The sequence below is a fragment of the Prevotella heparinolytica genome (assembly GCF_004342845.1).
In the GTDB taxonomy this organism is placed as follows: domain Bacteria; phylum Bacteroidota; class Bacteroidia; order Bacteroidales; family Bacteroidaceae; genus Bacteroides; species Bacteroides heparinolyticus.
In genome coordinates, this window is the sequence record NZ_SLXB01000030.1 from 1 (window position 1) to 22,417 (window position 22,417).

General features: G+C 44.3%; 22 protein-coding genes and 2 tRNA genes. 21 read left to right on the forward strand and 3 right to left on the reverse strand.

The genetic code is table 11. The features are described from left to right. The first annotated feature begins 173 nt into the window (after nucleotides 1-173). From EV202_RS12985 to der, 5 genes are all read left to right on the forward strand, one after another. Nucleotides 174-752 (forward strand): YceD family protein, encoded by a 579-nt coding sequence (locus EV202_RS12985; protein WP_131927356.1) that lies wholly within the window; start codon nucleotides 174-176, stop codon nucleotides 750-752. A 12-nt stretch (nucleotides 753-764) separates the two neighbouring features. Continuing rightward, nucleotides 765-950, forward strand: coding sequence for a 50S ribosomal protein L32 (gene rpmF, locus EV202_RS12990; protein WP_002562387.1), 186 nt, complete (start codon nucleotides 765-767; stop codon nucleotides 948-950). A 205-nt stretch (nucleotides 951-1,155) separates the two neighbouring features. Continuing rightward, nucleotides 1,156-2,157 carry a beta-ketoacyl-ACP synthase III gene (locus tag EV202_RS12995; protein ID WP_131927357.1) on the forward strand — a complete coding sequence of 334 codons (1,002 nt, stop codon included), beginning with the start codon at nucleotides 1,156-1,158 and terminating at the stop codon, nucleotides 2,155-2,157. Nucleotides 2,158-2,248: 91 nt separating this feature from the next. After that, on the forward strand, nucleotides 2,249-3,130 hold the full coding sequence (gene era / locus EV202_RS13000) for a GTPase Era (protein WP_106070304.1): 882 nt from the start codon (nucleotides 2,249-2,251) through the stop codon (nucleotides 3,128-3,130). A gap of 49 nt (nucleotides 3,131-3,179) precedes the next feature. Further along, nucleotides 3,180-4,493: a ribosome biogenesis GTPase Der gene (der, locus tag EV202_RS13005; RefSeq protein WP_131927358.1), complete on the forward strand. Its 1,314-nt coding sequence runs from the start codon at nucleotides 3,180-3,182 to the stop codon at nucleotides 4,491-4,493. A gap of 672 nt (nucleotides 4,494-5,165) precedes the next feature. Here der and EV202_RS13010 read toward each other — a convergent pair. Together EV202_RS13010 and EV202_RS13015 are read right to left on the reverse strand one after the other, a co-directional pair. Then, the gene (locus EV202_RS13010; RefSeq protein WP_106070306.1) at nucleotides 5,166-5,936 is read right to left on the reverse strand and encodes an ABC transporter ATP-binding protein; all 771 of its coding nucleotides are present in this window, start codon (nucleotides 5,934-5,936) and stop codon (nucleotides 5,166-5,168) included. Further along, nucleotides 5,933-6,676 (reverse strand): MlaE family ABC transporter permease, encoded by a 744-nt coding sequence (locus tag EV202_RS13015; protein ID WP_106070307.1) that lies wholly within the window; start codon nucleotides 6,674-6,676, stop codon nucleotides 5,933-5,935. Before EV202_RS13015 ends, EV202_RS13010 begins: the two co-directional genes overlap by 4 nt. Nucleotides 6,677-6,845: 169 nt before the next feature. Here EV202_RS13015 and lptB point away from each other — a divergent pair, with 169 nt between their 5' ends. After that, nucleotides 6,846-7,598 carry an LPS export ABC transporter ATP-binding protein gene (gene lptB / locus EV202_RS13020; RefSeq protein WP_131927383.1) on the forward strand — a complete coding sequence of 251 codons (753 nt, stop codon included), beginning with the start codon at nucleotides 6,846-6,848 and terminating at the stop codon, nucleotides 7,596-7,598. 84 nt (nucleotides 7,599-7,682) lie between these two features. Here the strand turns inward: lptB and EV202_RS13025 are convergent, their stop codons facing one another. Then, complete coding sequence (locus tag EV202_RS13025) at nucleotides 7,683-7,931, reverse strand: RNA recognition motif domain-containing protein (RefSeq protein WP_106070626.1); 249 nt, start codon at nucleotides 7,929-7,931, stop codon at nucleotides 7,683-7,685. 198 nt (nucleotides 7,932-8,129) lie between these two features. Here EV202_RS13025 and EV202_RS13030 point away from each other — a divergent pair, with 198 nt between their 5' ends. The 15 genes from EV202_RS13030 (at nucleotide 8,130) to EV202_RS13100 (ending at nucleotide 22,415) form a co-directional block, all read left to right on the forward strand. Beyond that, nucleotides 8,130-8,423, forward strand: coding sequence for a hypothetical protein (locus EV202_RS13030; protein ID WP_125239715.1), 294 nt, complete (start codon nucleotides 8,130-8,132; stop codon nucleotides 8,421-8,423). Between the two features lie 243 nt (nucleotides 8,424-8,666). Further along, entirely contained in the window at nucleotides 8,667-10,022 is a 1,356-nt protein-coding gene (gene tig, locus EV202_RS13035) for a trigger factor (protein ID WP_131927359.1), read from the forward strand. A gap of 131 nt (nucleotides 10,023-10,153) precedes the next feature. Next, on the forward strand, nucleotides 10,154-10,816 hold the full coding sequence (gene clpP / locus EV202_RS13040) for an ATP-dependent Clp endopeptidase proteolytic subunit ClpP (protein ID WP_106070310.1): 663 nt from the start codon (nucleotides 10,154-10,156) through the stop codon (nucleotides 10,814-10,816). A 2-nt stretch (nucleotides 10,817-10,818) separates the two neighbouring features. Continuing rightward, nucleotides 10,819-12,063: an ATP-dependent Clp protease ATP-binding subunit ClpX gene (clpX, locus tag EV202_RS13045; RefSeq protein ID WP_131927360.1), complete on the forward strand. Its 1,245-nt coding sequence runs from the start codon at nucleotides 10,819-10,821 to the stop codon at nucleotides 12,061-12,063. Between the two features lie 168 nt (nucleotides 12,064-12,231). After that, nucleotides 12,232-14,415, forward strand: coding sequence for a DNA helicase RecQ (gene recQ / locus EV202_RS13050; RefSeq protein WP_106070312.1), 2,184 nt, complete (start codon nucleotides 12,232-12,234; stop codon nucleotides 14,413-14,415). A 102-nt stretch (nucleotides 14,416-14,517) separates the two neighbouring features. Continuing rightward, nucleotides 14,518-15,993 carry an IMP dehydrogenase gene (guaB, locus tag EV202_RS13055; protein WP_131927361.1) on the forward strand — a complete coding sequence of 492 codons (1,476 nt, stop codon included), beginning with the start codon at nucleotides 14,518-14,520 and terminating at the stop codon, nucleotides 15,991-15,993. Between the two features lie 189 nt (nucleotides 15,994-16,182). After that, nucleotides 16,183-16,752: a sugar O-acetyltransferase gene (locus tag EV202_RS13060; RefSeq protein WP_106070627.1), complete on the forward strand. Its 570-nt coding sequence runs from the start codon at nucleotides 16,183-16,185 to the stop codon at nucleotides 16,750-16,752. Between the two features lie 120 nt (nucleotides 16,753-16,872). Then, nucleotides 16,873-16,947: transfer RNA gene (locus EV202_RS13065), tRNA-Val, on the forward strand. 28 nt (nucleotides 16,948-16,975) lie between these two features. Continuing rightward, a tRNA-Val gene (locus EV202_RS13070) sits at nucleotides 16,976-17,050 on the forward strand. Nucleotides 17,051-17,250: 200 nt separating this feature from the next. After that, nucleotides 17,251-18,501: a phage integrase SAM-like domain-containing protein gene (locus EV202_RS13075; RefSeq protein ID WP_131927362.1), complete on the forward strand. Its 1,251-nt coding sequence runs from the start codon at nucleotides 17,251-17,253 to the stop codon at nucleotides 18,499-18,501. A gap of 152 nt (nucleotides 18,502-18,653) precedes the next feature. Next, the gene (gene dnaN, locus EV202_RS13080; RefSeq protein WP_131927363.1) at nucleotides 18,654-19,787 is read left to right on the forward strand and encodes a DNA polymerase III subunit beta; all 1,134 of its coding nucleotides are present in this window, start codon (nucleotides 18,654-18,656) and stop codon (nucleotides 19,785-19,787) included. A 14-nt stretch (nucleotides 19,788-19,801) separates the two neighbouring features. After that, complete coding sequence (locus tag EV202_RS13085) at nucleotides 19,802-20,395, forward strand: PRTRC system protein E (RefSeq protein WP_131927364.1); 594 nt, start codon at nucleotides 19,802-19,804, stop codon at nucleotides 20,393-20,395. A gap of 2 nt (nucleotides 20,396-20,397) precedes the next feature. After that, nucleotides 20,398-20,607 carry a PRTRC system protein C gene (locus EV202_RS13090; RefSeq protein WP_131927365.1) on the forward strand — a complete coding sequence of 70 codons (210 nt, stop codon included), beginning with the start codon at nucleotides 20,398-20,400 and terminating at the stop codon, nucleotides 20,605-20,607. A gap of 10 nt (nucleotides 20,608-20,617) precedes the next feature. Next, complete coding sequence (locus tag EV202_RS13095; RefSeq protein WP_131927366.1) at nucleotides 20,618-21,751, forward strand: hypothetical protein; 1,134 nt, start codon at nucleotides 20,618-20,620, stop codon at nucleotides 21,749-21,751. Continuing rightward, complete coding sequence (locus EV202_RS13100; protein WP_131927367.1) at nucleotides 21,735-22,415, forward strand: PRTRC system protein B; 681 nt, start codon at nucleotides 21,735-21,737, stop codon at nucleotides 22,413-22,415. The genes EV202_RS13095 and EV202_RS13100 overlap by 17 nt, the downstream gene beginning before the upstream one ends. The last annotated feature ends 2 nt before the right edge of the window (nucleotides 22,416-22,417 follow it).

Below are 22,417 nucleotides of genomic sequence, written 5' to 3' on the forward strand. Positions count from 1 at the left end.
ATAGTCCGGTGACAGGGAGAGCCTGGGAATTCAGGTTCCTTATAGCTTCCTTTACTGGTGCATGGGTGCTGAATTGGGGATAAAAACAATATATGAAAGAAGATTTTATTCTAAACACTACATAATCAGGATAATTATTTGTATCTTTGTCGCCCGAATAAATGGGAGGAGCTTTGGGAAAGTTTGATAAATACAAAATAGACCTAAAAGGAATGCGGACGGATACATGCAAGTATGAGTTCGTGTTGGATAACCTTTTCTTTGCCAATATTGATGGACCGGAGGTTCAGAAAGGCAAAGTGAACGTGGTGTTGCTTGTAAAGAGAACATCTCGCGCTTTTGAATTGAACTTTCAGACGGAAGGTGTGGTATGGGTACCATGTGACCGCTGTTTGGAAGATATGGAGCAACCCGTTGACTCAACAGACAAGTTACTCGTTAAGTTTGGTCGTGAATATGCTGAAGAAGGTGATAATCTCATTGTGATACCTGAAGAGGAAGGTGAGATCAATGTGGCATGGTTCATGTACGAGTTTGTTGCTTTAGCCATACCGATGAAGCATGTACATGCTCCCGGCAAATGTAATAAAACGATGACTAGCAAGTTGAGCAAACATCTGCGTACTACCCCAGATGACGAGAGCGAGGAAGCCTTTATTCCTGAGGAGGAAACAAACCTGATGAATGATGAGGAAGAATCGCAGATTGATCCGCGTTGGGAAGAATTAAAGAAAATATTAGATAACAATTAAAGATTAACGAAAATGGCACATCCTAAGAGAAGACAGTCAAAAACAAGAACTGCAAAGAGAAGAACTCATGATAAAGCTGTAGCTCCTACATTGGCTATTTGCCCGAACTGTGGCGAATGGCATGTGTATCACACTGTATGTGGTGCATGTGGTTACTACAGAGGTAAGCTTGCTATCGAAAAAGAAGCTGCCGTATAATTGCGGTTGGTTTGACTAAAAATTATACTTGAATACCGAATGTCTAAAAGGATTTGTATGTGAAAATGAACAAATCCTTTTTGGACTACAGTTATTTCTAAGGTTTTAGAGCCTATATGAGTTTAGCCTATGGTTTTTGGATAAAGAGAGAAAACCGACAAAGGGTTGCTAGTACTATTGGCTCTTATAAGTAAACAAGAATTTAATGGAAAAAATAAATGCAGTAATTACAGGAGTCGGTGGCTATGTGCCGGATTACGTTCTAACGAATGACGAAATCTCAAAAATGGTAGATACCAACGATGAATGGATTATGACTCGTATCGGAGTAAAGGAAAGGCGTATTCTGAATGAGGAAGGATTGGGTAGCTCATATATGGCACGTAAGGCTGTAAAACAGCTGATGCAGCGTACTGGTGCCAATCCTGACGACATTGATTTGGTTATCGTTGCTACTTCTACTCCAGATTATCACTTCCCCTCTACGGCTTCCATTTTATGTGATAAACTCAGATTGAAGAATGCCTTTGCTTATGATTTGCAGGCAGCTTGTTGCGGGTTTCTCTATCTGATGGAAACGGCAGCCAATTTTATCCGTTCAGGCAGATATAAGAAGGTTATCATCGTGGGAGCTGATAAAATGTCGTCGGTGGTTGATTATACCGATCGTGCTACTTGCCCTATTTTTGGTGATGGAGCGGCGGCCTTTATGTTGGAACCGACAACGGAAGATGTCGGTATCATGGATGCGATTTTGAGAACAGACGGCAAGGGGCTTCCGTTCCTGCATATGAAGGCAGGTGGTTCTGTCTGTCCTCCTTCTTATTTTACAGTAGATAACCACATGCATTATGTCTATCAGGAAGGCCGCACAGTGTTCAAGTATGCTGTCTCCAACATGTCGGACGTTAGTGCGGCTATTGCTGAAAAGAATGGCTTAACCAAGGAAACGATCGATTGGGTGATTCCGCATCAAGCTAATCTTCGCATCATTGATGCTGTGGCACACCGCTTGGAGGTTCCTCATGAAAAAGTCTTGATTAACATAGAACGTTATGGTAATACGAGTGCCGGAACGTTGCCCCTTTGTATTTGGGACTTTGAAGAGAAACTGAAAAAAGGCGATAACCTGATTTTTACGGCATTCGGCGCCGGATTTACTTGGGGAGCCGTGTACGTGAAGTGGGGCTATGACGGTAAGAAATGAAGCACTGATGGAGTTTCAGTCTAAATAATATAATAAACGCATCCTATCTCGATTCGATGCGTTTTTTTGTCTCAATTTAAAAACAGGCGTCATGCATAAGGCAGGTTTTGTTAATATCGTGGGAAATCCCAATGTAGGCAAGTCTACATTGATGAATGCTTTGGTTGGTGAGCGCATCTCTATCGCTACTTTCAAAGCGCAAACTACGCGTCATCGGATCATGGGCATCTATAATACGGATGACATGCAGATTGTGTTCTCGGACACGCCGGGCGTATTGAAACCAAACTATAAATTGCAGGAATCTATGCTGAATTTCTCTACGTCGGCATTGACGGATGCAGACGTGTTGCTGTATGTGACGGATGTGGTTGAGACACCCGACAAGCATAATGATTTTGTAGAGAAGGTTGCTGCCATGGAAGTGCCGGTGTTGCTGCTGATCAATAAAATAGATTTGAGCAATCAGGAAAAACTGGCGCAATTGGTGGAAGCATGGAAGGAGCTGCTGCCAAAGGCGGAGATTATTCCTCTTTCGGCTGCTACGAAATTCAATGTGGATTATGTGTTGAAGCGGGTGAAGGGACTTTTGCCCGATTCGCCTCCTTATTTCGATAAAGACCAATGGACGGACAAACCGGCGAGATTTTTCGTGACCGAGATTATTCGCGAAAAGATTTTGTTGTACTACGATAAGGAGATTCCTTATTCGGTAGAAGTGGCGGTGGAGCAGTTTAAGGAAGAGGCAAAGAAGATACACATCAATGCCGTAATCTACGTGGAACGTGATTCGCAAAAAGGTATTATAATCGGTAAGCAAGGGAGGGCTTTGAAAAAGGTGGCTACCGAGGCACGCCGTGACTTGGAGAGATTCTTTGGAAAAACCATTTTTCTGGAGACGTTTGTAAAGGTTGACAAAGATTGGAGAAGTTCGGATAAGGAACTGCGTAATTTCGGTTATCAACCGGATTAAGAGTTTTATTCATGCGACTGTGACAGTCGTAAAACAAGAGTGTTGAACTATGGGAAATTTAGTTGCAATTGTAGGACGTCCCAATGTGGGAAAATCTACGTTATTTAATCGTCTGACCAAAACGCGTCAGGCTATTGTGAATGAAGAAGCGGGAACAACTCGCGACCGCCAATATGGAAAGACAGAGTGGTTGGGGCGCGAGTTCTCGGTAGTGGATACCGGTGGCTGGGTAGTGAATTCCGACGATATCTTTGAAGAGGAGATTCGCAAGCAGGTGTTGATGGCTGTGGATGAAGCCGATGTTATTCTGTTTGTGGTAGATGTGATGAACGGAGTGACGGACCTTGACCAACAGGTGGCTGCCATATTGCGTCGTGCCAAGAAGCCGGTATTGCTGGTGGCCAACAAGACTGACAACAACGAATTGCGATACAATGCTCCCGAATTTTATAGTTTGGGTTTGGGTGATCCTTATTGTATTTCGGCTGTAACCGGAAGTGGGACAGGCGATCTGATGGACCTTATCGTCGGTAATTTTAAGAAAGAATCCGACGAAATATTGGATGAAGAGATTCCTCGTTTTGCTGTGGTGGGACGTCCCAATGCCGGCAAATCATCCATTGTGAATGCCTTTATCGGAGAAGAACGCAATATCGTGACGGAGATAGCCGGAACGACCCGCGACTCCATTTACACGCGTTACAATAAGTTCGGTTTCGACTTTTATTTGGTAGATACGGCAGGAATCCGCAAGAAAAACAAGGTAAATGAGGATTTGGAATACTACTCTGTGATACGTTCCATTCGTTCCATTGAAAATGCCGACGTGTGTATATTGATGATAGATGCCACACGCGGCATCGAGAGTCAGGATTTGAATATCTTTTCTTTGATTCAGAAGAATGCCAAAGGATTGGTGGTTGTGGTGAATAAATGGGATTTGGTGCAAGACAAGACCGTGAAAGTGATGAAGACTTTTGAAAATGCCATCCGGAACCGTCTGGCGCCGTTTGTCGATTTTCCCATCATATTTGCTTCGGCACTGACGAAGCAACGCATCCTGAAGGTGCTGGAGGAGGCGCGCAATGTGTATGAAAACCGTATGACGCGTATTCCGACTGCCCGTCTGAATGAGGAGATGTTGCCGCTTATCGAGGCTTATCCGCCTCCTTCCATCAAGGGAAAATACATCAAGATAAAATACATCACGCAGTTGCCCAATACGCAAGTTCCTTCGTTTGTTTATTTCGCCAATCTTCCGCAATATGTGAAAGAACCGTACAGGCGATTCTTGGAAAACAAAATGCGTGAAAAGTGGAACCTGACCGGGACACCTGTCAATATTTATATCCGGCAGAAATAAAGCATTGCCGGACAAATGCGGTATGCAGAATGTGACACGAAGCCTGACAACCGGCATGAAAAGGCTCCGTGTCACATTTTGTGTTTTTACGCTTCCCTCCACTCGGGCTTTCTGTTTATAAAGGAATAATCCGAAAATCCTGCAGGTAAAACGTCCTGTCTATTGATACAAAGAATTTCCGGTTTTATACTTGTGCAACTGTAACTTCGTCTGTTGCCGTACTGTAAGTTCGACTGTTGCCGTACTGTAAGTTCGATTGTTGCCGTACTGTAAGTTCGACTGTTGCCGTACTGTAAGTTCGATTGTTGCCGTACTGTAAGTTCGATTGTTGCCGTACTGTAAGTTCGACTGTTGCCGTACTGTAAGTTCGACCGAAGCTGTACTGTAAGTTCGACCGAAGCCGTACTGTAAGTTCGACCGAAGCCGTACTGTAAGTTCGACCGAAGCCGTACTGTAAGCTCTCACTTGCGCGATTGTAATCCCGCACTTGGCGGAGCCGTATGCCCACACTTTAAAGGAGCTGCCCCCGCACTTTAGGAGAGCTGACCCCGCACTTTAGGAGAGGTAAGCCCGCACTTTAGGGAAGATGAGCCCACACGTTGGAGGAGGTATGCCCGCAGTATATAAGAGGGCAGATGGGAGAGTGGTATAACACTTGTTTTTGTGTCCCTTTTACCCTTCGATATTCTGCCTTTCCACTTCTCTTACTTTACGGAATAAATCGGAGGCAAAGATAAAGTTGTTCAGGCGTTTGTTGGTGGAAGTGAATATGACGTCTTTGTTACCTTCCCACTCTTTGTGCCCTTCGTAAATGTAGATGATCTTCTCTCCGATTCCCATTACGGAGTTCATGTCGTGGGTATTGATGAGCGTGGTCATGTTGTATTCTTTGGTGATGTCTTGTATCAGCTCGTCAATCACGATGGAGGTTTTGGGGTCCAGACCGGAGTTCGGTTCGTCGCAAAAGAGGTATTGAGGATTCAGGGCGATGGCACGGGCAATGGCTACTCGCTTCTGCATGCCTCCGCTGATTTCTCCGGGGAATTTATCTTTGGCCTCGAGCAGATTGACACGCTCCAGGCAGAACATGGCACGGCGGGTACGGTCGCGCAGCGTATCGTTGCTGAACATGTTGAGCGGAAACATCACGTTGTCCAATACCGTTATGGAGTCGAACAGGGCAGCGCTCTGAAAAATCATTCCCATTTCCCGGCGAAGCATTTTCTTTTCTTTCTTGCCCATGGCCAGGAAGTTGCGGTTGTCGTATAGCAGCTCTCCTTTTTCCGGAGTCAGCAGACCTACGATACACTTCATCAGCACGGTTTTCCCCGAGCCGCTTTGCCCGATGATCAGGTTGGTCTTCCCGTTCTCGAAAGTGGCGTTGATGTCTTTCAGCACCTCTTTCTCGTCAAATGACTTGCATAATCCTTTAAGTTCAATCATCCCATTAAAAGTTGAGTTAATATCAGGTCGGCAAACAGGATGAGTACGCTGCTGCACACGACGGAGTCGGTAGAAGCCTTTCCTACCTCGATGGAGCCTCCTTCGACCGTGTAGCCGAAGAATGCCGATACACTGGCTATGATGAATGCAAAAAACAAGGACTTGATGATGCTGCACCAAATGAACCATTCGACAAACATATATTGCAGGCCATATTCCAAGTCTACGGCCGACATGATGCCGCCGAACCAGCAGGTGCAGAAAGCTCCTATGACGCCGGAGAATATGCTGAATGTCACCATCAATGGGATAGTGGTCACCATGGCGATGATTTTGGGCAGAATCAGGTAGTTGGCAGAATTGACGCCCATAATCTCAAGGGCATCTATCTGTTGGGTCACTCGCATGGTGCCCAGTTCCGAGGCTATGTTCGAGCCTACCTTGCCGGCCAGAATCAGGCACATGATGGAGGACGAAAACTCCAGCAGCATGATTTCGCGGGTGACGTATCCCACCGTCCACCGGGGCATGAAAGGGCTTTCTATATTCAGCTTTATTTGTATGGTGATTACAGCCCCGATGAAGAACGATATCAGCAATACGATGCCGATGGAGTTGACACCGAGCTGCTCCAGTTCGTTGACGTATTGGCGGAAAAACATGCGCATGCGTTCGGGTCGGGCAAACACGCGTCCCATCAGCATGATGTATCTGCCTACTGTCTTGAGTGCTTTGAACATAACTTTAAGTATTTGAGTGCAAATGTACACTATTTCAGCTTATTTTTGCTACATTTGCGGCGAAAACCTTTAGAGTATGGAAGAAGAAAAAGGCATAAAGGACAATGTAGGGGAAGTTAAGGAAATTCTGCACACAGAGCCGATAACCGCTCCTGCCGATGCAGGCGCGATGGACGAGAAGATGGTGCTGCGTACGGAAGACTTGGTGAAGAAGTACGGAAAGCGTACTGTGGTGAACCATGTATCCATCAACGTGAAGCAGGGCGAGATTGTCGGGCTGTTAGGTCCTAACGGCGCCGGCAAGACGACCTCTTTCTATATGACCGTGGGATTGATTACTCCGAACGAGGGGCGCATCTTCCTGAATGATCTGGAGATTACGAACTATCCGGTGTATAAACGGGCGCAGACGGGCATCGGCTATCTGGCACAAGAGGCCTCCGTCTTCCGTCAGATGAGTGTGGAAGACAACATCACGTCTGTGCTGGAGATGACGGAGAAGCCGCTGGAGTATCAGAAAGACAAACTGGAGAGCCTGATTGCCGAATTCCGTCTTCAGAAGGTAAGGAAGAATAAAGGAAACCAACTTTCGGGTGGCGAACGGCGGCGTACGGAGATTGCCCGTTGCCTGGCCATCGACCCGAAGTTCATCATGCTCGACGAACCTTTTGCCGGTGTAGACCCCATTGCGGTGGAAGACATCCAGCAGATTGTGTGGAAACTGAAAGACAAGGATATAGGTATATTGATTACCGACCACAACGTGCAGGAAACGTTGAGTATTACCGACCGTGCCTACCTTCTGTTCGAAGGTAAGATCTTGTTTCAAGGCACGCCCGAAGAGTTGGCCGAAAATAAGATTGTGCGCGAAAAATACCTGAGTAACAGTTTCGTGCTTCGCCGCAAGGATTTTATGAAGTGATGCACCAAGCCACGGAATATTGCCGATAAAAAAAGACCGCCTCATTGAAGCGGTCTTTTTTTATTTCTCCTGAATCTGCTATGATTAATATTTCGGAGGTCTTGCTTCTTTCACTACCATCTGGCGTCCGAAGAATTCGGCTCCGTCAAGCTCGGCAATAGCTTTGGCGGCAGCAGCGCTGTCTTCCATTTCTACAAAAGCAATGCCTCTGAAACGTCCGGTCGCGCGGTCGTTGATAAATTTTACAGAAGTTACCGTGCCGTAATCTTCCATGGCTTTCTGAAGGTCACTCTCCTTAACGCGGTAGTTAAGGTTTCCAACATAAATGTTCATAATGAAAATGATAAAAATAAATAAATGAATAAAACTCTCTTGGAAAGAAGGCTGAATAATCAAAAAGATTACAACGACAGAGAGTTTACAAAAGCGTTTCTTGAAACGGAGTAAAAACTATGCAATAGAAATCGAGAAAACTAAAATGCCTTCAATCCGCGACAAAGAAACGCATAATATTCGGATTTACAACTCTTTTTGCTATTTATTTTACATTTTCTTTCAGGCACGGGGAAGGACGGGAGGCCGAAAGGCGCTTCGTGCCGGCTGAATGTCTGTGCCGCAGTGTTGTTGAGAACGGACATAAACCGGAAGAATACCTTGGCCGGAGGGACATTCGCCCTCTGCCAAGAAAGAGGCGGTTCCGTCAATATCTACAAGCAGCCTGCGGTGCGTACGCTATGGGTTTGCGCCTTGAACACAAGGGATAAACGCCGTAAAAGCAAGGAGAGAAGCCGTGCGTGGCAAGGAGCAAACCTGTTTACTGCCTGAACCGAACTCTGTTCGCGCCGTGCGGACACAAATCCGCAGCTTGCGGATAAGTATTCGCACCGTGCGAACAGATGTGCGCACGGTATGTTTCAAATTTCTGGCAGGATTCTTTCACGCATCGAGGAATGTCCTTGTAAAAGAAATAATTCGGCAATGTCTTTTGATATTTGAAAGAATAACGCTACTTTTGCACGCTCATTTGAGATGTGGAACAAAGTATAAATCAAATAAATAATTGTCAGAATGAACGTTTCATTACAAAACATTGACAAAGTAAGCGCGCTGCTTACTGTGAAGCTTGAGAAAGCCGATTATCAGGAAAAAGTGGACAAGTCTTTGAAGACATTCCGTCAGAAGGCGCAGATTCCCGGCTTCCGTAAAGGAATGGTGCCCATGAGTCTGGTTAAGAAGATGTACGGCAAGTCTGTATTGGCCGAAGAAGTGAATAAAGTGCTGTCCGAAACAGTATATAAGTATATACAAGACAATAAGGTTAACATATTGGGCGAGCCTCTGCCTAACGAAGACAAGCAGAAGGAGATTGATTTCGATACGATGGAAGAATTCGAATTCCTGTTCGACATCGCTCTGGCACCTGAGTTCAAAGCCGAAGCCGCCGCTAAAGACGTAGTGGACTATTACGAGATTGAAGTGACCGACGAAATGGTGGACAACCAAGTGAAGGCTTACACTCAACGTAACGGCAAGTATGACAAGGCAGACGCTTATGAAGACAACGACATGCTGAAAGGCTTGCTTGCCGAACTGGACGAGAACGGCAACACGAAAGAAGGCGGCATTCAGGTGGAAGGCGCCGTGATGATGCCCTCGTACATGAAGAACGACGAGCAGAAAGCCATTTTCGCCGGTGCAAAGGTGAACGACGTGCTTGTGTTCAATCCCCACACAGCTTGGGATGGCAATGCAGCAGAACTTGCTTCTTTGTTGAAGATTGAGAAAGAGGCCGCAACCGAAATGAAATCAAACTTCAGCTACCAGATTGAAGAGATTACTCGTTTCGTTCCGGGCGACCTGAATCAGGAAATTTTCGACCAAGTCTTCGGCAAAGATACGGTGAAGAGCGAAGAAGAGTTCCGCGCTAAAGTAAAAGAAGTGGTTGCCAAACAGTTTTTGGCCGACAGCGACTATAAATTCCTGATCGATGCACGCAAGATGTTGATGGAGAAAGTCGGCAAATTGGAGTTCCCCGATGCACTGCTGAAACGCATCATGCGCCTGAACAATCCTGATAAAGATGAAAAGTTCGTAGAGGACAACTATGACAAGAGCATCGAGGAGTTGACTTGGCACTTGATAAAGGAGCAGTTGGTGAAAGCCAATGACATAAAGGTTGAGCAGGACGACATTGCCGAAATGGCCAAGGAAGCCACTCGCGCACAGTTTGCCCAATACGGTATGATGAGCGTGCCCGAAGAGATTATAGAGAACTATTCCAAGGAGATGCTGAAGAAGAAAGAAAGTGTGGAAGGTTTGGTGAACCGTGTGGTCGAAGCCAAACTGGCCGCAGCATTGAAGACTCAGGTTAAATTGAACAATAAAGCCGTCTCTGCCGAAGAATTCAACAAGATGTTCGAATAATATTCGATAGCCTTACGGCTATATTTTATAAAGAAACACAGAGTTTGACAAACTATAACTCTGTGTTTTTTTGTGTCTCTGTGCTCTTTTTTGTTACTTTGCACTTTATATCAATAAAAAAACAGAAAGAAATGGATGATTTTAAGAAATATGCAACTAAACACTTAGGCATGAACAGCTTGGTGTTGGACGATGTGATAAAGTCGCAAGCCGGCTATCTGAATCCTTATATCCTTGAAGAACGTCAACTTAACGTTACCCAGTTGGATGTATTCTCCCGCCTGATGATGGACCGTATCATCTTTCTCGGTACTCAAATAGACGACTATACAGCCAATACGTTGCAGGCTCAGTTGCTTTACTTGGATTCCGTGGAACCGGGTAAAGACATCTCTATTTATATCAACTCGCCGGGCGGTTCGGTATACGCTGGCTTGGGCATTTACGATACCATGCAGTTTATCAGCAGCGATGTGGCTACCATCTGCACGGGCATGGCGGCAAGCATGGCGGCCGTATTGCTGGTGGCAGGTGCAGAGAAGAAACGTTCGGCCCTGACGCATTCGCGTGTGATGATACATCAGCCGATGGGCGGCGCACAAGGACAAGCTTCGGATATCGAAATCACGGCGCGTGAAATCCAGAAGCTGAAGAAAGAACTTTATACTATTATCGCCGACCATTCTCATACTCCTTTTGATAAAGTGTGGGCGGATTCTGACCGCGACTATTGGATGACCGCTCAGGAGGCCAAGGAATATGGTATGGTGGATGAAGTATTGATAAAAAAATAAATATGGCAGATTCAAAAAGGAATAAAAATAGATGTAGCTTCTGCGGGCGTTCGGAAGATGAAGTCGGCTTCCTCATTACGGGGTTGAACGGCTATATCTGTGACAGTTGTGCCACTCAAGCCTATGAAATCACTCAGGAGGCTTTGGGGGCAAACAAAAAAGGAGGCGCCACGAAGTTGAATCTGAAAGAACTCCCTAAACCCATAGAGATTAAGAATTTCCTCGATCAGTATGTGATAGGACAGGACGATGCCAAGCGTTTTTTGTCGGTATCAGTATACAATCATTATAAACGCTTGTTGCAGAAAGCCGGTGGGGATGATGTGGAGATTGAGAAATCCAACATTATCATGGTGGGTAGTACCGGTACCGGAAAAACGTTGTTGGCACGTACTATTGCCAAGCTGCTGCATGTGCCTTTCACCATTGTTGATGCAACGGTGTTGACCGAGGCAGGCTACGTGGGCGAGGACATCGAAAGCATACTGACGCGTTTGCTGCAAGTAGCCGACTACAATGTGCCCGAAGCCGAACAGGGAATTGTATTTATCGATGAGATAGACAAGATAGCCCGCAAAGGCGATAATCCTTCCATCACCCGTGACGTGAGCGGCGAAGGTGTGCAGCAAGGATTGTTGAAATTGCTGGAAGGCTCTGTTGTAAACGTTCCTCCTCAAGGCGGTCGTAAACATCCTGACCAGAAGATGATTCCGGTCAATACAAAGAACATCCTGTTTATTTGCGGCGGAGCTTTCGACGGTATCGAGAAGAAAATTGCCCAAAGACTGAACACCCATGTGGTGGGATATAATGCTGTGCGCAATACTGCCGTCATAGACAAAAGCAATATGATGCAGTACATTGCTCCGCAGGACTTGAAGTCGTTTGGCTTGATACCCGAAATCATCGGTCGTCTTCCGGTATTGACTTATCTTAATCCTTTGGACCGTTCTGCATTGCGTGCCATCCTTACGGAACCCAAGAACTCAATCGTCAAGCAGTATATAAAATTGTTCGAGATGGACAACGTGAAGCTCACTTTTGAAGATGCAGTCTTCGAATATGTAGTGGATAAGGCTGTAGAATACAAGTTGGGTGCCCGTGGTTTACGCTCTATTGTGGAGACTATCATGATGGATGCCATGTTCGAGATTCCGTCAGATCATAAAGAAAGCTTTGTTGTGACGTTGGATTACGCCAAGCATCAGTTGGAAAAGTCGAATATTGCGAAACTTCAAAGTGCTTAAAATCAGAAAGTAATGCGAGAAGCGACAAGCTTTTATCTTTTTATGGAAAAATATTCGGCGGATTATGCTTGAAATTTAAGAAGTTGTTTTTAACTTTGTTAGGATTCTTCGTGTAGAAGTACACGAAGTCTGCTTAGAAGTAACCCAATAACAACAACCTAATGAATCATGGCAGGGAAGAAGACTAATTTGACAGACCAGCTGAAGAAATACTTCGGATTCGACGCATTTAAAGGAAATCAGGAAGCAATAATGGAGAATCTGTTGGCAGGCAACGACACTTTTGTGCTGATGCCTACCGGTGGAGGAAAATCTTTGTGCTACCAGCTGCCCTCCTTATTAATGGAAGGCACGGCCATCGTGATTTCTCCTTTGATAGCTCTGATGAAAAATCAGGTCGATGCGATGCGTAATTTCAGTGAAGAAGACGGAGTGGCTCATTTTATCAACTCTTCCCTTAATAAAAGTGCGATAGATCAAGTCAAGGCAGACATTCTCGGCGGTAAGACAAAACTGTTGTATGTGGCTCCGGAGTCTCTGACGAAAGAAGAGAATGTGGAGTTCTTGAAGACGGTAAAGATATCGTTCTATGCCGTAGACGAAGCCCACTGTATTTCCGAGTGGGGACATGATTTCCGTCCTGAATATCGCCGTATCCGTCCTATCATCAATGAAATAGGAAAAGCTCCGCTGATTGCACTGACTGCGACGGCCACACCTAAAGTGCAGCACGATATTCAGAAGAACCTGGGTATGGTGGAAGCGCAAGTGTTCAAGTCGTCCTTCAATCGTCCGAACCTCTATTATGAGGTGCGTTCTAAGACGGCAAACGTAGATAAGGATATCATCAAGTTCATCAAGAACAATCCCGAAAAGTCCGGCATCATTTATTGTCTGAGCCGGAAGAAGGTGGAGGAACTTGCTGAAATTTTACAGGCGAACGGAATCAATGCCCGTGCCTATCATGCCGGAATGGACTCTGCCACGCGAACACAGAATCAAGATGACTTCTTGATGGAGAAGACCGATGTGATTGTGGCTACCATCGCCTTTGGCATGGGAATCGATAAGCCTGATGTGCGTTATGTCATCCATTACGATATCCCCAAGAGCCTGGAAGGATATTATCAGGAGACGGGACGTGCCGGAAGAGATGGAGGAGAAGGACAGTGTATTACTTTTTATACCAATAAGGATTTGCAGAAACTCGAAAAGTTTATGCAAGGGAAGCCTGTTGCAGAGCAGGAAATAGGCAGGCAGCTTCTGCTGGAAACGGCTGCGTATGCCGAATCTTCCGTATGTCGCCGGAAGGCATTGCTTCATTATTTCGGTGAAGAATATACGGAGGATAATTGTGGTAATTGTGACAACTGTTTAAACCCGAAAAAACAAGTGGAAGCCCAAGAATTATTATGTACCGTGATTGAAACGGTTCTCTCGGTAAAAGAAAATTTTAAAGCGGACTATATTATAGATGTTATACAAGGCAGGGAAACGTCGGAGGTGCAGGCTCATCTGCACGAGGAACTCGAAGTGTTCGGCTCCGGTATGGGCGAAGAGGATAAAACGTGGAATGCTGTAATTCGCCAAGCTCTCATTGCTGGTTATTTAAGTAAAGATGTTGAAAACTACGGCTTGCTGAAAGTGACGGAGGATGGTAGGAAATTCCTCAAACATCCCAAGTCGTTCAAGATTGTGGAAGACAATGATTTTGAAGAGGCTGAGGAAGAAGCACCTGCACGCGGAGGGGGCACGTGTGCCGTAGACCCTACATTGTATTCCATGCTGAAAGACCTGCGCAAGAAACTGTCCAAGAAGTTGGAAGTGCCGCCTTATGTCATCTTCCAAGACCCCTCTTTGGAGGCAATGGCTACGATCTACCCGGTGACATTGGATGAATTGCAAAACATTCCCGGTGTGGGAGCCGGCAAGGCCAAACGCTACGGCGAAGAGTTCTGCAAACTGATAAAACGTCATTGCGAAGAAAATGAGATAGAACGTCCGGAAGACTTGCGCGTGCGTACCGTAGCCAATAAGTCGAAAATGAAAGTGGCCATTATTCAGGCCATCGACCGCAAAGTAGCATTGGATGATATTGCCATGTCGAAGGGCATTGAATTTGAGGAACTGCTGGATGAAATAGAGGCGATTGTTTATTCGGGGACCAAACTGAACATCGACTACTTTTTGGAGGACATCATGGACGAAGATCACATGCTTGATATCTATGATTACTTCAAGGAGTCTACTACCGACAAGATTGATGACGCCTTGGATGAATTGGGCGATGACTTTACGGAAGAAGAAGTTCGTCTGGTGCGTATCAAGTTTATTTCAGAGATGGCGAACTGATTGTTTTTGTTGGTCGGAGAAAGAAAATTTATTGCGTGCAGATATACGGAATGGAATAAAAACCGTATATTTGCACGCAATAAATTTTAAACGCATAGCCCTATGTCATTTATTGCTGATAAGATTGTAATGGATGGGTTGACGTACGATGATGTATTGTTAATTCCCGCTTATTCTGAAGTCCTTCCCAAAACAGTCGAACTCTCGACTAAGTTTTCACGCAACATTGAGTTGAAAATTCCGTTTGTAACTGCTGCAATGGATACGGTTACCGAAGCGAAAATGGCCATCGCCATTGCCCGCGAAGGCGGTATCGGAGTTATCCATAAAAATATGTCCATTGAGGAACAAGCACGTCAGGTTGCTATCGTGAAGCGTGCGGAAAACGGCATGATTTACGATCCGGTAACTATCAAGAGGGGATCTACCGTTTCTGACGCTTTGGCTCTGATGAGTGAATACAAGATCGGTGGTATCCCGGTTGTGGATGATGAGGGGTATCTGGTGGGAATTGTTACCAACCGTGATCTTCGTTTTGAGAGGGAACTGAACAAGCGTATCGATGAAGTAATGACAAAGGAGAACATCGTTACCACCAATCAGACTACGGATTTGGAAGCTGCTGCGCAAATTTTGCAGGAACATAAAATAGAAAAGCTTCCGGTTGTTGATAAAGACAACAAATTAGTAGGGCTGATTACTTATAAAGACATTACCAAGGCCAAAGATAAGCCGATGGCTTGCAAGGATAGCAAAGGCCGTCTTCGGGTTGCTGCCGGAGTGGGGGTGACGAATGATACGTTGGAGCGTATGCAGGCTCTTGTGGATGCAGGGGCAGATGCTATTGTAATTGACACGGCTCACGGGCACTCCAAGTTTGTGATTGAAAAATTGAAAGAGGCCAAGAAACGTTTTCCGAATATTGATATCGTGGTAGGCAATATTGCTACCGGTGAAGCGGCAAGGGCATTGGTCGAGGCCGGTGCCGATGGGGTGAAAGTGGGCATTGGTCCGGGTTCTATTTGTACAACCCGTGTGGTTGCCGGTGTAGGCGTGCCGCAGTTGTCGGCCGTATATGATGTGGCAAAAGCCTTGAAGGGCACAGGCATTCCTTTGATAGCCGATGGCGGTTTGCGCTATTCCGGCGATGTGGTGAAAGCTCTGGCCGCCGGTGGTTATAGCGTGATGATTGGTTCGCTGGTTGCCGGAACGGAAGAATCGCCGGGCGAAACGATAATCTTTAATGGCCGTAAATTCAAATCCTATCGGGGCATGGGTTCTTTGGAAGCGATGGAGCATGGTTCTAAAGACCGTTATTTCCAAAGTGGTACAAATGATGTGAAGAAATTGGTTCCGGAAGGTATTGCTGCTCGTGTACCTTATAAAGGAACCTTGTACGAGGTAATCTATCAGTTGGTTGGAGGTCTGCGTGCCGGTATGGGTTATTGCGGTGCTGCCGATATCGAGGAGCTGCATGATGCTAAATTCACTCGCATTACCAACGCGGGTGTGTTGGAGAGCCATCCGCATGATGTTTCCATCACCAGCGAGGCGCCGAACTACAGTCGTCCTGAATAAGACGGGCTGAGATATATGAAGGTGTGTTTCTTAAGTTCTAAATATTAAGAGAGCATATCATAAAAAATCGAACAGATTTCCGAGAGGTCTGCTTAACCTTGGGAGTCTGTTCGATTTTTTATGATCCTAATGTGAAAACTCAAGGTTATCATATATCTTTGTTTGATAATATGCAAATGAAGGGTTTTTATGAATGAGGTAGAAAAAATGCGTAGTTCCCGGTTGGCGGACATGTCTGCTCCGGAGATTCAGGTGAAGTTTGAGCATGCCAAGAGATTGTTGGCAAGGATGCGTATGATGAGTATTTATGATGATGCCTATCGAGATGTGTTAGAAGAACTGGTGCCGGGTATTCCTGCTACTTCTCTTATCTGTCCACCGTTTCATTGCGATCATGGAGACGGGATTCGCTTGGGGGAGCATGTCTTCATCAATGCCAATTGTACCTTTCTGGACGGAGGGTATATCACGATAGGAACTCATACGTTGGTAGGTCCTTGTGTGCAAATATACACTCCTCATCATCCAATGGATTACATGGAGCGTCGTATGGAAAAAGAGTATGCTTATCCGGTGACGATAGGCGAAGACTGCTGGATTGGTGGTGGTGCCATTTTGTGTCCGGGTGTGACGATTGGCGATCGTTGTATTATCGGTGCCGGTAGTGTGGTGGTGAAAGATATACCATCTGACAGTGTTGCTGTTGGTAATCCTGCCAAAGTTATTCGGACAAACCAAGCGTCAAAGAGAGTTCGCTAACTGCTTGAAAAACAGAATGAGTGAGAATATGTGAAAAAAAAGTTTCAAAATAGAGCGCAAAAGTTTTGGTAGTGTCAAAATAAGCTGTACCTTTGCAACGCTTTTGAAACGAAAGTGTACGGGCGTTTAGCTCAGCTGGTTCAGAGCATCTGCCTTACAAGCAGAGGGTCGGCGGTTCGAATCCGTCAACGCCCACAAAAATACAACACTTTCGTTTGCAGAAGGGCGTTTAGCTCAGCTGGTTCAGAGCATCTGCCTTACAAGCAGAGGGTCGGCGGTTCGAATCCGTCAACGCCCACGAAACCCAAAAGGTTGAAAATCTACAGTTTATATTAGTTGCGAGCTGGTGCGATTGCGTACCGGCTCGTTTGTGTTTATAGGATAACGGCTTATTTGACCCAGTTTTACATCAAATAAGAGGCTTTTTTCTTATAACTATCTTATAACTTTTGCCACTTAACGCATCGCATACATTTTTTACTATTAAATAATTAATGTATGGCAACATTTAAAGCGGTAGTCTTCACCGGAGGAAAACACCTAAAGCAAGACGGAACAACCAATATAAAGATACGTATATATCATAACGGAGTATCACAATATATCCCTACTGAATACTACGTAAAGCCTGAATTAATGGGCAATGACGGTAATGTAATATCTTCCTCGGAGGATGGTGAGGCATTGAATTATGAGCTGACAGAGCTTATACAAAAATACAGAGGAGCATATATAAAGCTCGGAATGTCGAGAACTTCCAAGATGAGCTGTGCAGAGTTAAAAGAAGAAGTTGTAAAATCTGCTAATCCTGAATCAGAAACCATTGATTTTGTGGCGTTTTCAAGAGAAGTGATATCAAAAACGGTTAAAAGAAAAACCGCCGTTTGGTATGAATCGTCCCTCAATGCTTTTATCCGGTTTTATGGTTCTGACAGAATAGACGTAAAAGATGTGCGTGCCAAGAAATTGGAGGACTGGATGACATATTTAGCAAGCAGCAAAGTAAACGGTTCAGAGAAATTAATGGAGCCGGGCACAATCAATAACTATATGCGTGGTATCCGGGCCTTGTATAACAGAGCAAGGAGGTTTTATAACAATGAAGACTTTGATATAATAAAGATTCCCGGAAATCCATTCAGCAGAGTGCATATTCCAGACTATCAACGTAAAAGGAAAACACTAAAAATAGAAGATGTAGTACGTATAAGCCGATCGCATTTCGACAGAGAGCGCACAAATATAGCAAAAGACGTTTTTATGATACAATTTTATTTGATGGGCATAAATCTGAACGATTTATTTAATATAAAATATGAAAGTTACGGTAGAGTTGAGTATGAGCGGGCAAAAGTATCTACAATAAAGGGTAATGCCAAATTGAGACTTTCCATCCGTATTGAACCGGAGTGCCGGGAGCTTATAAGTAAATATAGTAACGGTACATTATTATCATCCATTCGTGATAGGTACTCGAACTATGATAACTTCCTTAAGGCAATGAATAAAGAGTTGAAGGTGGTTTCCTCTGAGTTAAATCTCGGTGTTCCATTGTCCACCAATTGGGCGCGTCATAGTTGGGCGAGTATTGCGCGAAATAAGGCGGGTATAAGTAAGGCTGATATAGATTTTTGTCTTGGCCACGTTAGCAACGAGTATAAGATGGCAGATATATACATCGAAACCGACTACTCTATTTGTGACCGTGCGAATAGGGCTGTTTTAGATTTAATGAAAAAAATATCATGAAAAATTTGCAGATATAAAAAGTAGCTGTATATTTGCAGCATATTAGTTGCGAGCCTGATAGGGATTTTATCCTTGTCAGGCTTTTTGTGTATATATTCTATTTCTGAAATCTAACTGTAAATCAATGCCTTGCGCCTAAAAAAGACGCGAGTATGAAAATTACAGTAACCAAATCGGAGCTTCAAAACAAGCTCAAACTTGTAGGGAGATTTATTGCCCCTAACAAAATAAACCAACAATACGAGAGTTTCCTTTTTGAACGAAGGGGTGAGATTCTTCAGGTTGCCGCCGCCGATGAAGGAGGCTGGATAAAGACCATCATTGAACACACTTCCGATACAGAGGAGTTTCTTTTCTCTGTAAACGCAAAGACTTTTCTTGACGGTATCAATCAGATACCGGAACAACCATTAGTGATTTCATTGACAGATAAGAATACCTATTATGACTTATTGGTAGAGTACGCAGGAGGCCGATTCTCTATGTGTGCGGGCATTCATCGCATATTTGAAACAAAGGAGGAGCGGAAACCGGGAGATATCGTAACTTCTATATCATCAATAAACCTTCTGTACGGATTGAGGCGCACATATTTCCGTGCGGCATCCGATGAACTTCGCCCGGTTATGAACGGCGTATATTTAGAGCTGTCCGGCGCATCATTTACTTTCGCGGCAAGTGACGGGAATACCCTTGCTATAATGGAATATTTCGGGGGTGGCGAACAGTCGGAAATCCGCAGTGGAGTTATCCTCGCAAAGAAACTATGTAAGGTTCTGATAGATGCTATTCCATCGGAAGATGAGCCGATGGAATATTTCACTTCTGGAACGAATATCGTATTTAGCCATCCATTATTTACTGTATCTTATCGAATGGTTGAAGGGAAGTACCCGAATTTTCGGGCTGTCATACCAAAAAACAACTCGAATATCGCATCTATCGATAGGAATACGTTTATATCTCTTCTAAAGAGGGTGCTTGTTTTCAGTAACAAGAATACTAATTTAATTAAATTGTCATTTCAAGACGGCAAGTTACAAGGTAATGCCGTTGATATGGACTACTCCATGTCGGCAAGCGAGGAAATGCCTATAGAATATTCGGGTAATTATATGAGTATCGGGTTCAACGGAGTTTTTCTCCTTGACCTAATATCTAATATGCAGACGAGTGACAGTATTAAGATTCTGTTATCCGACCCAACAAGAGCAGCTATTATTACCGGAGACGCTCCTACGGATGCTGAGCAACTTACCTACATTATTATGCCAATGTCTATTTAAAAAATCGAATCATCATGTTTACAAAATTCGCATCTATGCTTGGGGATGGAGATTCCCTAAGCATCACAATAACAAAAAAAGGTGATAATCTAATTACAAGTATTTTACCAAAGAAAGCAGGACTTTCGGATACAGGGAAAGACCATTTATCGCCTCTTGTGGTATCTGGTACTCCCGAAGAGTTGGAAGATGGATTTATCAACGCTATAATAACTCCCATACAACAGGCTACCGGCATATTGACAAATATGCGCGAGTTTGAAAAAGGGATTGAGGCTGCCGAAGCAAATAGTAAAGCCGCCAAGAAAGAAAAAGAGCGTAAAGAAAAAGAAGAAAAAGAGCGTAAGGATAAATATAAAGAATTCACCGAAAAGGCAAATGGCGCAGAGAAAGCCGGAAATATTACCGAAGCCATCAAAGCATTACAGGAGGCGGATAAGTACGCTTCCGGTAACCATTCAGCAATATCCGGGCGTATCCAACGGTTGCAGGCGAAGATGAATGTCGGTAGTTTATTTGGCAACGTTCCTCTTCCACCTGAAGAAGAGACACACTATGGAGAAGATGAATCAGATGATAACGAATATTCAGAAGAAGAGGAGGAATAACTATGGCTATTACAGTAAAAGGATTAGACCGTGTTTTTAAGTATGGAGATAGAGAGTTGTCGGACCCCGACAGTAGCATGTCTCCCGATGAAGTGATGAACTTTTATGCAAACACTTATCCGGAACTTACAACAAGTAATGTTCACGGACCCGAGATAGAGGACGATAAGGCAGTATATACATTCAAGACAACCGTAGGTACGAAAGGATGAAGAAGAAATCATGCGAGAAAAAAAGAAACATACGGGAATTTCACAATACCATGGGGCGAGTGCTGATGCAAACGTCAACAGGGAGAATCAGATACGGAGTAAGGGAGCGCGTGAAAAGGCGTGCCCCGAATCCGGATGCCCAGCCAATGATTTTCTGAAAGAACGGTTTATTGATATCCCCTTGGAGTTTGATTTGGACGTTGACATTGACAGACGGATTGATAAAGAGAAAAGTATAGACAATATATTTTCTTCCATTCGTCAATACCTGAGTTTGCTTGGAGTTGATATGAAGACTAAACCTACCGGAAAGTTTGTACATGATATCAATCTTGCGCTAATTGAACTTGATGAAGCTATAAAAGAAAGAGGCGTGTATTCCAATCTTGAACTGAATGGCGATATATTGAGCGTTCATATAGTAAGGTCTTATAAGGTTTTCGATTTATCATTTGTCTTTCTTCCCATTTCATCGGTAAAGAGGATGTCGTCTCCTTTGGCTGATGTATTTGTTGATTTCGTAGGGTTCTATGCCCGTAGTCAGGGGATATGTCTTCCCATGGAACATGAGGACTTTTACTATCATATATGTGAAGAGCATAAAGAATTTTTTGATGATTACGAAGACTCTGAATATTCGGAGTCCGCAAAGGAAGTTAGAAAAAGCTATCGAGATGGTGAATATAGCCAATGGTTTTCCCGCATAGCATCCTCTATGAAGAGTGATAAGGAGATTCTTGAATCATTGCGAGCGTTAAAGAGTTCATGTAGTGGGAAGGACCTTGAATTGATTTCCTTCATGGAGGACGGAGTTTCCATTCTATCATCCGGCTGTATTACTTCATTCAACTACAATCCGGACATGAACGATTGTGACGTGTTAAACGGATGCTATGATTACGAGCCTTTCGATATTAACCGCAACTATGCGATATGCTGGGATTTAAACGACCATGTTACGCAAATGGTCGGGGAGTATATTAATTGCCTTATTAGGGAAGTTTACTGTTATGGGGTGACTGAAAGTGTAGCCTTGTCCCCTGAAACATCTTTCGTATTTGTAAAGAATCCATTTCCTGAAATGTTTGAGAAGTGGTTTATGAAATTTCTAAATCTATTAGAAGAATATGGGACAGATAAATGATTCATTTACACAGCGATTGACGCCTAAAATGGCAATAATCGTGTACAATAGTAATGATAATCACTATTATCTTGAAGAAAGGGAAATACGTGAAGGCCGCATGTGTGCCGGCGTACCGCTTACGGAAAAGAAGATTGCAGATATTATGGACACACTGGCCAAGTCTGATGGTGTGGAGCTTGTTCACGGTCGTATTCCTGAATGTCTTTTATATGCCGATTCAAGAGCCGGACATGAGAAGTATGTTTGGTACAAAAAACCGGAAAAACATAGATTGTATTTCTCTAAAAACCTTGGCATAGAGGATGGCGAAATGTGGGTTCCCGGTTTGGTGTGGGTTCTTAAAAACGGTGGCCTGTCAATGTATGCCTACAAAGGGAGAAAGCCCGGCAAACTATATCGTGCTCCGTTTTTCAACGTATATCCTGACTATGTATGTCTGGGAAGCGCTAAGGCTGAGGCTCCTAAAGAAATGACTTATGAGGCTATCATTGCCTATTATGAGGAGTTGTTTTGGAACTCGGCTTTCTCTCATCTCGGAGGGGATAATCCGGTAAAAGGAAACCTTTCCGTGATAACGAAGAATTGTATTAAGACCGGATGCAGATTCCCGGAAGAGGAACTTGTACCGGTTAAGGTTAAACTTGAAGACTTATTGAAATAATA

Excerpts from the sequence above, each read along its gene's own strand:
- EV202_RS12995 (WP_131927357.1), top strand. The coding sequence starts at position 1,156 with ATGGAAAAAATAAATGCAGTAATTACAGGAGTCGGTGGCTATGTGCCG.
- tig (WP_131927359.1), top strand. The coding sequence starts at position 8,667 with ATGAACGTTTCATTACAAAACATTGACAAAGTAAGCGCGCTGCTTACT.
- EV202_RS13075 (WP_131927362.1), top strand. The coding sequence starts at position 17,251 with ATGGCAACATTTAAAGCGGTAGTCTTCACCGGAGGAAAACACCTAAAG.
- clpP (WP_106070310.1), top strand. The coding sequence starts at position 10,154 with ATGGATGATTTTAAGAAATATGCAACTAAACACTTAGGCATGAACAGC.
- dnaN (WP_131927363.1), top strand. The coding sequence starts at position 18,654 with ATGAAAATTACAGTAACCAAATCGGAGCTTCAAAACAAGCTCAAACTT.
- EV202_RS13085 (WP_131927364.1), top strand. The coding sequence starts at position 19,802 with ATGTTTACAAAATTCGCATCTATGCTTGGGGATGGAGATTCCCTAAGC.
- EV202_RS13015 (WP_106070307.1), bottom strand. The coding sequence starts at position 6,676 with ATGTTCAAAGCACTCAAGACAGTAGGCAGATACATCATGCTGATGGGA.
- guaB (WP_131927361.1), top strand. The coding sequence starts at position 14,518 with ATGTCATTTATTGCTGATAAGATTGTAATGGATGGGTTGACGTACGAT.
- EV202_RS13060 (WP_106070627.1), top strand. The coding sequence starts at position 16,183 with ATGAATGAGGTAGAAAAAATGCGTAGTTCCCGGTTGGCGGACATGTCT.
- clpX (WP_131927360.1), top strand. The coding sequence starts at position 10,819 with ATGGCAGATTCAAAAAGGAATAAAAATAGATGTAGCTTCTGCGGGCGT.
- recQ (WP_106070312.1), top strand. The coding sequence starts at position 12,232 with ATGGCAGGGAAGAAGACTAATTTGACAGACCAGCTGAAGAAATACTTC.
- EV202_RS13100 (WP_131927367.1), top strand. The coding sequence starts at position 21,735 with ATGGGACAGATAAATGATTCATTTACACAGCGATTGACGCCTAAAATG.
- der (WP_131927358.1), top strand. The coding sequence starts at position 3,180 with ATGGGAAATTTAGTTGCAATTGTAGGACGTCCCAATGTGGGAAAATCT.
- EV202_RS13010 (WP_106070306.1), bottom strand. The coding sequence starts at position 5,936 with ATGATTGAACTTAAAGGATTATGCAAGTCATTTGACGAGAAAGAGGTG.
- era (WP_106070304.1), top strand. The coding sequence starts at position 2,249 with ATGCATAAGGCAGGTTTTGTTAATATCGTGGGAAATCCCAATGTAGGC.
- rpmF (WP_002562387.1), top strand. The coding sequence starts at position 765 with ATGGCACATCCTAAGAGAAGACAGTCAAAAACAAGAACTGCAAAGAGA.
- lptB (WP_131927383.1), top strand. The coding sequence starts at position 6,846 with ATGGACGAGAAGATGGTGCTGCGTACGGAAGACTTGGTGAAGAAGTAC.
- EV202_RS13095 (WP_131927366.1), top strand. The coding sequence starts at position 20,618 with ATGCGAGAAAAAAAGAAACATACGGGAATTTCACAATACCATGGGGCG.
- EV202_RS13090 (WP_131927365.1), top strand. The coding sequence starts at position 20,398 with ATGGCTATTACAGTAAAAGGATTAGACCGTGTTTTTAAGTATGGAGAT.
- EV202_RS13025 (WP_106070626.1), bottom strand. The coding sequence starts at position 7,931 with ATGAACATTTATGTTGGAAACCTTAACTACCGCGTTAAGGAGAGTGAC.